Genomic DNA, 11,345 nt, shown 5'->3' with positions numbered 1-11,345 from the left:
TATGGTTGTGATGTTTAACCGACTGATATGCAGCCTGTTGCTGTTGGCCTGTAGCGGGGCAACAGCGGCAGAATGTCATTGGCTCGCATGGCAGCAGTTCAAACAACACTATATAAGCCAAGGGGGACGCGTTATTGATGCTAGCGTCCCCGAAATGCTGACCACTTCGGAAGGCCAAAGCTATGCACTATTTTTTGCGCTAGTGGCTAACGATCGCCCGACTTTCAACCTGTTGTTGGACTGGACGGAAAACAATCTGGCGGCGGGAGATTTAACCGCTCGCCTGCCGGCTTGGTCTTGGGGGCAGAAAAAGGACAAAACTTGGGGCGTACTGGATAGCAATTCCGCTTCCGATGCAGATCTGTGGATTGCCTACGATCTGCTGGAAGCCGGGCGGCTGTGGAATAGCCGCCGCTACACGACAATGGGGACTTTGCTATTACAGCGAATTGCCAAAGAAGAGGTGGCGCATATTCCCGGTTTAGGCCGAATACTTTTACCGGGAAAAGTCGGTTTTGTTCACGAAGATACTTGGCGCCTGAATCCCAGCTATCAACCGCCGCAGTTATTGGCGCGGTTTGCCAGTATTAAAAAAAGGCCGTGGCAGGCAATGGAGTCGGTAAATCAGCGACTCTGGCTGCAAACGGCACCGAAAGGATTCTCGCCGGATTGGGTGGTGTGGCACAAAACCAACGGCTGGCAGCCGGATAAGGTCAAACCCAATATCGGCAGCTACGATGCCATTCGGGTTTATCTCTGGGCCGGTATGTTAGCGGACGACAGCCCGCAGAAAGCGGCGTTAATCGAACGTTTTCAGCCGATGGTTGAAGTGACGCAGCAGCAAGGACTTCCACCGGAGAAAACCGATACTGCCAGTGGCAAAACTACTGGCAACGGGCCTGTAGGTTTCTCGGCCGCCCTATTGCCACTGTTAAGCGCTAGCGCAACGGCAAGTGGCTCAGAAATATTGAAAAAACAGACGCAGCGGGTGGAAGAATCTCCTCTCGGATCCGATGCTTATTACAGTTCCGTTTTGACGCTTTATGGTCAGGGGTGGGCACAGAATCGTTATCGTTTTAATCGGCAGGGTGAGCTATTACCCTCTTGGGGCAGTCAATGCGTAACTTCAAATTAAACTGGCTAAGCGTATTTCCTTTTAGTCTGGCGTTATTGCCGCAGGCTAAAGGCGCAGAGGCCGTTGCTCCCGCTCAATTTCTTCTGGAACAGGTTCGTCTGGGGGAAGCGACCCATAAAGATGAACTGGTGCGCCAATCTTTGTATCGCCTAAGCCTGATGGATCCAAATAACCCGGAAGTTGCGGCGGCGGGAATACGTCAGGCACTGCGACAAGGGAACACGGAAGAGGCGAAAAAACAGCTGGATAGGTTGCAACAGCTTGCCCCGAATTCTGATATTTATCGCCAGTCAAAAATGGCGCTGGCGCTTACACAGCCAGAAGTTATGCAGAAATTACAGCAGGCGCGATTGCTTGCCGCCGCTGGTCGCGTTCAGGAAGCGAAAGTCCAATATGATCTGCTGCTGAAAGGTGAGCTGCCAACGCTGGATTTAGCGGTGGAATACTGGCGGCTGGTGGCGCGTTTGCCGGGGCAAGAACCGACTGCGATGAAGCAGTTGCAGCGCTTGGATCAGCAATTCCCCGGTAATATTCCGCTGCGTATGGCGTTAGCCAGAATGCTGTTTAGTCAAAAGCAGGATGATCAGGCCTATGTTTTACTTCAACAAATGGCTGCGGATCCTGCGGGTAACTCACCGGCTGCCGATTTGTGGATGGATCAAATCAAAGCGTTGCCTGTTAGCTCGCAGAGTGTATCTCTGTTAAATCGTTTTCTCGATGTTTTCTCCACCGGTACTGCGAGTGATAAAGCGCGCATTGAATTGGCTCGGCAGGAAAAAATGCTAGCCGATCCTAGCTATCAGGCACGCTTGGCCGGATTATCCCAAGTGGATGGTGGCGAGAGTCGCAATGCCATTCCGGATTTGAAACAGGCGCTTTCTACCGAACCCAATGACGCCGACGTTTTGGGCGCATTAGGTATCGCCTATGCGCGAGCCGGAGATCGGCAAAAGGCCGCTAGTTTGTTTGAACAGGCGCAGAAAGCCGATAAAAATGGACTGAACAGCGCTAAATGGACCAGTCTGATTAAAACCAACAGTTATTGGTTACTCGCGGATGAGGGAGATAAAGCCCTGAAAGCGGGTAACCCGGAGTTGGCACAGCAGAAATATCAGCAGGCGCGCCAGATTGATAGCAGCGACAGCTATGCGGTACTGGGTTTAGCCGACGTGGCCATAGCGCGCCATGATGATAAAACGGCTGAACAGCTTTACCAGCAGGCGTTGCGTTTGGAACCCGGTAACGGCAGTGCGGTGCGCGGTCTGACAAAAATCTACCAGCGGCAGTCTCCGGAAAGTGCGCTGGCTTACCTCAACGGTTTACCGCCGGGGCAACAGGCGAAAATGCGCGACACGCTGAATGGGCTGAAGCTGGATATGCTGAAACAGCAGGCCGAGCAACTTGCGGCACGGCAACAGTGGCATCAGGCGGCGGAAAAATACCGACAGGCTCAGAAAATGGCGCCGGACGATGTCTGGCTGACTTATCGTTTGGCGCAGGCGCTGTATCAAAGCGGGCAGTCGCAGCAGGCTGACAGGGAATTCGCCGGGCTGACGGCACGCAAACCGGCCGATCCCCAGCAGGTTTATGCTTATGCACTATATCTTTCTAGCACCGATCGAGACAATCAGGCACTTAGCCACTTAGCCACTTGGCCACGCTTCCTAAGGGCCAATGGAATGATGATATTCGCGAATTGGATCAACGACTGCAATTCGACAGAGTATTGGAAAATGCCCAACGGCTACGCGCTGGCGGGGATGAACCGTCGGCGATAGCTTTATTACGTCAGCAGCCGCCGAGTACGCGTATTGATATGACGCTGGCGGACTGGGCGCTGGAGCGTAACGACTACGCGCAGGCGCTGGCCGGTTATCGCGGTATTCGCGTTCGTGAACCCAATAATCCAGACGCTCGTTTGGGTGAAATCGAAACGCTGGTGGCTCAGGGGAAAACCGACGATGCGCGCCAGCTTCTGCAAGGCAATTCTCTGGTGGCGAAGGATGCAACGTTGAATACCCAGCGGCGCGTAGCCAATGCCTGGAGCGGTGTGGGCGATCCACAAAAGGCATCGGCCATCTTCCAGCAGCTTAAACCACAGGCTGAGAAAGAAGGCCCATCTCAGGCTAACGCGTTACTGTTCCGTGATTCGGCGCGTCTTTCGCAAAAACTGGGCGATCCACAGTTGGCGCAAGAGGATTATAAGCGCGCCATGGTTGGTAGCGGCATTACGCCAACGCTGCCAGCGGATAACGACAGCTACACGCTCCTTACGCGTAATCAGGCTACGGATGACTGGCTGAAACGCGGTATTCGTTCCGATGCCGCCGATTTGTATCGTCAACAAGATACGCGAGTCACGCTGGATCATGATTATGTTCGTTCCAGCGGAACAGAAGGTATTTCCGATCTGAATGCCCATAACACCATGCTACAGGTGGATACGTCGCTGTCTGACGGTCGGGCGTTCTTCCGCGCTGATACTATTCAAATGGATGCTGGTACTTTCCATGCCAATGAACGCTATAAGGCTGGTACCTGCTATGACGTTGAAAATCCTTGTGTAGCTAACATGCACCAGCGGGCAACCGGTACCAGTATTGCCGCCGGTTGGGAAAACGATCGCTGGGAAACGGATATCGGTACCACTCCGATGGGTTTTGATGTGGTTGATGTGGTCGGTGGCGTCAGCTATAGCAGCGATTGGAACCATATTGGCTGGACAGCAACGGCATCTCGCCGCCCGATTTCCAGTTCATTACTGGCGTTTGCCGGAACAAAAGACCCCAATACCAATGTGACCTGGGGCGGCGTTCGCGCCAACGGCGTCAGTTTGGGTACCAGCTACGATCGTGGCGAAGCGCACGGAGTCTGGAGCGATGTCAGTTACCACTATCTGACGGGTCAGAACGTTGCGGATAACCAACGCCTGCGTTTGATGACCGGCTACTACTACAAGCTGATTAACGAAGATAACCGCCGCCTCTCCGTGGGTCTGAACGGAATGTGGTGGCACTATCAAAAAGATCTCAGCGGCTACACCTTGGGACAAGGAGGCTATTACAGTCCACAAAAATACCTGTCTGTGGCTATTCCGGTGAATTATCGCCAGCGCACGGAAAACTGGTCATGGGAACTGGGTGGCTCGATTTCTCTTTCTCATTCGGCAACCAGCGATGAGCCGCGTTATCCGCTGAAAGGTTTATTGTCGCCAAGCTTGCAGGAAATCAGAGATCGTAACGATACCGAGTTCGGGAGCAGCAGCAGCGGCGTCGGTTATACCCTGCGAGCGCTGATTGAGCGGCGACTCAGTTCTCACTGGACGCTGGGTGCCGGTATTGATATTCAGCAGGCGAAAGACTACACCCCAAGTCATGCACTGGTGTATCTTCGTTACTCAATGGCGGGCTGGCAGGGCGATTTGGATATGCCGCCGCAGCCGTTGGTGCCTTACGCTGATTTTAAATAATCTTTCGGGGCGGTTTAACGGGTTAAAAACTGCTCTAAAAATGATTTTTGCGCTATAAAAAGCAGGATCCTGATAGGAAAACGCCAGAACCCGCGATATTCTTGCCCATCAGTTTGGTCTCGCAAGATAAAATCGGCAGACGATCGAGTATACTCAGACTGAGTTGGCGGTTAGCTTGATGATTAAGCCGCTTTTTTACAGGTTCGATAGGCGGAGAATAAGTTTGCGGGTTAGGCATTCGTTAACGATAAAGCAAATGGCAACGGTGTCCGGTGTGGCGCTGGTGACGATTTGTATCTTTATCGTCATTCAACTGTTCCATTTTGTGCAGCAGCGCAAAGATGACTACGCCAAACAGTTGGAGAGTATCGCGTACTCCATTAAAAACCCCCTTTCTTCCGCCATACTCAGCGTTGATATTCCCGGCGCTAAACGGGTGTTGGATAGCACATTGCCGATTGGGATTTTGAGTCGGGCAGATGTGGTATTGCCTAATGAACTACAGGTATTACACGCTAATTTTAAGCCAGAGCAGCCGGTACCCCATTGGGTTAACCGGGTATTTAATCTGCCGGTGCAAATTACCGTTCCGCTCTATTCATTAGAAAGAGTCCCCGCCAACCCTAAGCCCCTGGCTTATTTGGTGCTACAGGCTGATTCTTACCGCATTTATCAGTTTATTCTTAATACCTTATCCACCATGCTTTCAACCTATCTGTTGTTAGCATTGATTCTTTCCGTTTCAATTACATGGTGTATTAACCGGTTAATCGTGCATCCATTGCGTTCAATGGCTCGTGAACTGGAGAATATCTCTCAGGATCAGGTGTTAGATCATCAGCTTTCCATGCCCGCTCGTCATCTTGATGATGAATTAGGGGTATTGGCGCGAAATTATAATCGTAACCAGCATTTGTTAGCGAAAGCCTATGCGGAAATGAGCCGTATCAGCACCCGCCATCCGGTGACTGAATTGCCGAATCGCAGGCTGTTTTTAGCCATGCTGAATGAGCACATTGATTCCCCCGTTCGACCAGAAAAATTTCACCTCTTGGTTATTGGCATAGAAACGCTGCATGAAGCGTCCGGCGTGATGACGGAACAGCAGCATGAGCAACTGTTGCTGACCATAGTGCAGGAGCTGGAGCAGTGCATTGACCAGAACTGCTTGCTTGGCCATTTGAGTAAAACCGAGTTCGCCGTTATGGCGAAAGAGATATCGCGATCTTTCCCTGCGATGCAGCTTGCCCGGCGTATTATGGCGCAGATTACCGCTCCTCTGACCTTTGAAAACATGCAGTTGCGTCCGAAAGCCAGTATTGGCATCGTGCAATATCTTAATCAGCATGAAAGCGCTGAAGATTTAATGCGTAGTGCTAGCTCTGCCATGGTGGCTGCCCACCATCAGGGTAAAAATCAAATTCTCTATTACGAAGAGCATTTGTCAGAAGAAACGCAAAAGCATCTGACTTACGAAAATGACATTCTTCGAGCCATTGAAAAACGTGATTTTATATTGCACCTGCAGCCGCAGTGGAACATGCGCACTGAAAAAGTCATCGGCGCGGAGGCGCTGCTGCGTTGGAATCAGGCCGATGGTACTTACCTCTCGCCAGTGAATTTTCTTCCGCTGGTGGAAGAAAAAGGCATCATGGTACCGCTGGGGAATTGGGTATTGGAAGAGTCCTGCCGAATACTGGCAGACTGGCAGCGACAGGGCATTAAATTGCCACTGGCGGTGAATATTTCCGGTTTGCAGGTGCAGCATGAGACGTTTCTACCACATCTCAAAACTATCCTCAGTCATTACAAAATTGATGCTAGCCAGTTAATGCTGGAAATTACGGAAACCGCACGTATTCCCGATCTGGATGAGGCACTGCTATTGTTGCGTGAGCTGCATGAACTCGGCGTTTCCATAGCAATGGATGATTTCGGTATGGGTTATTCCAGCCTACATTATCTCAATCGCCTGAAATGCCTGCCCATCGATATGATTAAGATCGATAAAAGTTTCGTCCATACGCTACCGCAGGACGATGCGATGGCACGAATTATCGGCAGTATCTCCAACGTGCTCAAACTACGCGTGATGGCCGAAGGCGTAGAAAATGAAGCTCAGCGTCAATGGCTGCTAGACCACGGTGTTACTAGCGGGCAGGGTTTCCTGTTCTCCCGTCCGGTACCGCGCGAAGAGTTTGAGGCCAGTTTTCTGCCACGTTGATCGGGTTTGTCCGGTCAACGTTTGTTCGCAATATCCCCACCTTTTCCTCTTTATCCTTTCCCTTATCCGGTCTCTCAGACCGGCTCGGCAGCAAAGAATATTTCGCTGCGCTACGTCAGTTACCTTTTCTTGAAGCGTTTCAGTTCTTAGTTTCGTGTTAATGGGACAATTTACGATAATAAATGACTTACATATTGTTATGGGGGTGTTATTTTTCGCGCTAGCGCGGATAGAAAAATGAAGCGTCCCTTTCATTTGCGGAGACCATAACGACACATTGCCGTGCATTCTCCAAAAGGACATTGATATGAAAACCAGCATCTTTAAAAGCCTTTACTTTCAGGTCCTAACGGCAATCACGTTAGGTATCCTGTTAGGCCATTTTTATCCTGACATCGGTGCTCAGATGAAACCTCTGGGCGATGGATTTGTTAAATTAATTAAAATGATTATTGCTCCGGTTATCTTTTGTACCGTCGTGACCGGTATTGCCGGCATGGAAAGTATGAAAGCGGTCGGGCGAACGGGTGCTATTGCTCTACTTTACTTTGAAATTGTTAGTACGATAGCACTGCTGATTGGCCTGGTTATTGTGAACGTGGTGCAGCCTGGGGCAGGGATGAATATCGATCCAGCCTCTTTGGATGCTAAAGCGGTTGCCATGTACGCGGATCAGGCTTCTCAGCAAGGAATCATTCCATTCCTGTTGGATATTATTCCCGGAAGCGTGATTGGTGCCTTTGCCAGCGGTAATATTCTGCAAGTCTTGTTATTTGCTGTACTGTTTGGTTTTGCCTTACATCGTTTAGGCGAAAAAGGTCAGCTTATCTTTAACGTGATTGAAAGCTTCTCCCGCGTAATCTTCGGTATCATCAACATGATTATGCGCTTGGCTCCACTGGGTGCTTTCGGTGCGATGGCGTTTACTATTGGTAAATATGGCGTGGGTACGTTGCTGCAACTGGGTCAGTTGATTGTCTGCTTCTACGTTACCTGTATTTTGTTTGTGGTAGTGGTGCTGGGCTCCATTGCGCGTGCTAACGGCTTCAATATCTTCAAATTTATTCGCTATATCAAAGAAGAATTGCTGATTGTTCTGGGAACCTCTTCCTCAGAATCTGTATTGCCGCGAATGCTGGAGAAAATGGAACGTGCGGGCTGTAAAAAATCCGTAGTGGGTTTGGTTATTCCGACAGGTTATTCATTTAACCTCGATGGGACTTCCATTTACCTCACCATGGCGGCGGTATTTATTGCTCAGGCGACCAATACTCACATGGATATCATGCATCAGGTGACGCTGCTGGTGGTATTGCTGCTGTCCTCGAAAGGCGCGGCTGGCGTGACCGGTAGCGGCTTTATCGTTCTGGCTGCGACTATTTCCGCTGTTGGACATTTACCATTGGCCGGTTTGGCGCTGATTCTGGGGATTGACCGCTTTATGTCCGAGGCGCGGGCGCTGACCAATCTGGTCGGTAACGGCGTAGCGACCATTGTGGTTGCGAAATGGTGTAACCAGTTGGATAACGATCAACTGCAGGCGACATTGTCGAACAAGAGCCCGGCAGGTAAATCAGAAGGGCAGATTTCCTCTTCCTGATTCTTTTCGGTCGCCAGATCAGTCAATCAACCACCGGTAGCTCATCGTTACCGGTGGTTTCTGCATAGTAAATCACTACCATTTTTCGCTCGTATTGCCCGTTGAACATTATTTTTCGCAGTGATGGGTGATATCGGCAAAAGCATGCGGTCTAACAGAATGGTACACTTCCTTTTTCCGCTGTCATAACTGTGATGAGCGTAGTTTTTTATCCAACATAAGCACACGCCGATGGATTTCGTATCATTGGGCTGTTTTGAGCGTGTAATTTCTTTGAAAGTTGGATAGTTTTAAATTGGATAGTTATTAAGTAGGGGTTCACATGCAGGGCACCAGAATTCGTCTTATGGTTGGTGGATTGTTGTTGGCGGCGGCCAGCGGCAATGTGCAGGCTGAAGCACTACAACCCGACCCTGCCTGGCAGCAGGGAAAGTTAGACAACGGGTTTACATGGCAGCTGCTGGCAACGCCGCAGCGCCCAAGCGATAGAGTCGAGATGCGGCTGGTGGTCAATACCGGATCGCTTTCGGAAAGCGCACAGCAGGTTGGTTTTGCCCATCTGTTACCTCGTTTGGCGCTTATTCGGAGCCAGAGTTTTACGCCTGCGCAACTCCAATCGCTGTGGCAGCAAGGAGTCGATAACGAGCGCCCTTTACCACCAGCGATTACTTCTTATGATTTCACGCTATACAGCCTGAGTCTGCCAAACAATCGCCCTGATTTGATTAAAGAGGCTTTTGCCTGGCTATCTGATACCAGCGGTAAGCTGGCCATCAGCGAGCAAACGGTGAATGCCGCGCTGAATCTTCCTAATGATCCCATTGCGACTTTCCCGCAAAATGTACAGGACACTTGGTGGCGCTACCGCCTAAAAGGGTCTTCGCTGCTGGGTCACGATCCTGGGCAGCCGGTAAACCGTCCGGTTGATGCGGAAAAACTGAAGCAATTCTACAAACAGTGGTACACGCCAGATGCCATGACGCTGTATGTCGTGGGCAATGTCGATAGCCGTAGTTTGGTGGCGCAAATCAGTAAAACCTTCTCTTCGTTGGAAAGTAAGCGACAGACCCCGTCTTCTATCGCGATGCTGGCTCCTTTACCGCCTCAGCCGGTGAGCCTGATGAGCGAGCAGGCGACGCAGGATACCTTGTCGCTGATGTGGGATACCCCATGGCATCCGATACAGGACTCTCGGGCGCTTAGCCGCTATTGGCGCAGTGATCTAGCGCGAGAGGCGCTGTTCTGGCATATGCAGCAGGCGTTGGAAAAAAGCAGTCAGAAGAATATGAAGCTGGGCTTTGATTGCCGAGTGCAATATCAGCGTGCTCAGTGTGCGATTCATCTGAATACGCCGACGGAAAATTTGAATTCCGGCATGACGTTTATTGCCAATGAATTAGCTAGTATTCGTACTAATGGGCTGAGTCAGGCTGAATTTGATGGGCTGATGGCGCAGAAAAACGATCAGTTAAGTAAGCTGTTCGCGACTTATGCCCGTACTGATACCGATGTGTTGATGAGTCAGCGCCTGCGTTCTCAGCAGAGCGGTGTGGTGGATATCGCGCCTGAGCAATATCAGAAGCTGCGTCAAACCTTCCTGTCTGGCTTAACGTTAGCCGATCTGAATCAGGAGCTAAAACAACAGCTTTCGCAAGATACCACTTTGGTTCTGGTTCAACCGAAGGGCGAGCCTGAAGTCAGTGTGCAGTCATTGCAGAAAAGTTATAACAGCATTATGACACCGAGTACGCCAATGGCCGCGCCGGAAGAAGTGAAACCGGAAGCGGCGCCAGGTGTTGCGTCAGAAGGAACGACTCCAGAAGGCACCACGCCAGAAGGGACGCCGCCGGAAGGTTCGGCCGCTCAGTAAAACCGTGTATTCAAATCAAATATTCGGGGCCGCTCTGGTCCCGAATATTGTTTCTATCTATACCGTCAATGCAGCTCGTTTGGCTTAGACTTTTGGCATTGCCGCTATGGGAATAATAGCTCCCCGATACTGAATCACAGTACTGGCCGTCAAATGGCCACGCGCTGCGGCTTGCTGAGGTGTGCCTCCCGTTAAGCGAACGGCCAGATAACCTGCACTAAATGAATCCCCCGCAGCGGTGGTATCGACTACTTTTTCCTTTGGCAAGGCTACGGCGGGCACCACATGTTGATCCGCGGGCTGTTGGCTACCGGGCTCTCGATTCCAGACAATGCAGGAATCTGCACCTCGTTTGATCACGATTTCGTTAACGCCCAAAGCTTGAGTACGATCGATAACCTGTTCCAGTGTCATGTCACCCCACAGCATATCTTCATCATCCAGCGTCAGAAACGCGGTGTCAGTGCAGGACAGCATAGCGCGATAGGCTTCCCGTGTTTCTTCTTTGTTTTGCCACAGGCGCGGGCGGTAGTTGTTATCAAAGATAACTTTACCTCCATTGGCACGACAGGCTTGCAGTAGTTTCAACAGGCGCAGGCGGCTGGAGGCGTCCAGAATGGCTAGGCTAATACCACTGAGGTAGAGATAATCGAAGTTTTCCAGCTTCTGGCAAATTTTATCGGCTTGCGGCCCCGTGAGCCAAAAGCGGGCGGCGGCATCATTGCGCCAGTAATAGAAAGTACGCTCACCGGTATCATCGGTTTCGATAAAATAAAGGCCTGGCAACTTATTATCCATACGCTGAATCAAATCGGTTTTAACTTTTTCTTTCTGCCATGCCGCCAGCATTTCTTCGCTGAAGCTGTCAGTACCTAAGGCAGTAACGTAGTGGACTTCCAGTGCCTCTTCGGCAACCTGACGGGCAATATAAACCGCAGTATTTAGCGTATCGCCGCCAAAGCCTCGGTTCAAATCGTTACCTTTTTGCGACAGTTCAATCATGCATTCGCCGATAACGGCAATCTTTTTGCTGGTCATGGAAAGCGG

General features: G+C 50.7%; 5 protein-coding genes and 1 pseudogene. 5 read left to right on the top strand and 1 reads right to left on the bottom strand.

Annotation, left to right across the window (positions count from 1 at the left end; translation table 11 throughout):
• Position 1 precedes the first annotated feature (1 nt).
• From bcsZ to AD970_RS05555, 5 genes and pseudogenes are all read left to right on the top strand, one after another.
• Positions 2–1,135, top strand: a complete 1,134-nt coding sequence (gene bcsZ / locus AD970_RS05575) for a cellulose synthase complex periplasmic endoglucanase BcsZ (protein ID WP_049597332.1) — start codon at positions 2–4, stop codon at positions 1,133–1,135.
• Positions 1,117–4,604: pseudogene (gene bcsC, locus AD970_RS05570) on the top strand (cellulose synthase complex outer membrane protein BcsC). The gene bcsZ and the pseudogene bcsC overlap by 19 nt, the downstream one beginning before the upstream one ends.
• Before the next feature lie 223 nt (positions 4,605–4,827).
• On the top strand, positions 4,828–6,828 hold the full coding sequence (hmsP, locus tag AD970_RS05565; protein WP_209429062.1) for a biofilm formation regulator HmsP: 2,001 nt from the start codon (positions 4,828–4,830) through the stop codon (positions 6,826–6,828).
• Positions 6,829–7,135: 307 nt separating this feature from the next.
• On the top strand, positions 7,136–8,428 hold the full coding sequence (locus tag AD970_RS05560) for a dicarboxylate/amino acid:cation symporter (protein WP_049597330.1): 1,293 nt from the start codon (positions 7,136–7,138) through the stop codon (positions 8,426–8,428).
• 322 nt (positions 8,429–8,750) lie between these two features.
• A complete protein-coding gene (locus tag AD970_RS05555; RefSeq protein ID WP_049597329.1) occupies positions 8,751–10,298 on the top strand; it encodes a M16 family metallopeptidase in 1,548 nt (515 codons plus the stop codon).
• Between the two features lie 84 nt (positions 10,299–10,382).
• Here the strand turns inward: AD970_RS05555 and kdgK are convergent, their stop codons facing one another.
• Positions 10,383–11,336 carry a 2-dehydro-3-deoxygluconokinase gene (gene kdgK / locus AD970_RS05550; protein WP_049597328.1) on the bottom strand — a complete coding sequence of 318 codons (954 nt, stop codon included), beginning with the start codon at positions 11,334–11,336 and terminating at the stop codon, positions 10,383–10,385.
• Positions 11,337–11,345 lie beyond the last annotated feature (9 nt).

The sequence above is a fragment of the Yersinia nurmii genome (assembly GCF_001112925.1).
In the GTDB taxonomy this organism is placed as follows: Bacteria; Pseudomonadota; Gammaproteobacteria; order Enterobacterales; family Enterobacteriaceae; genus Yersinia; species Yersinia nurmii.
This window is presented reverse-complemented; position numbering and strand designations above follow the sequence as displayed.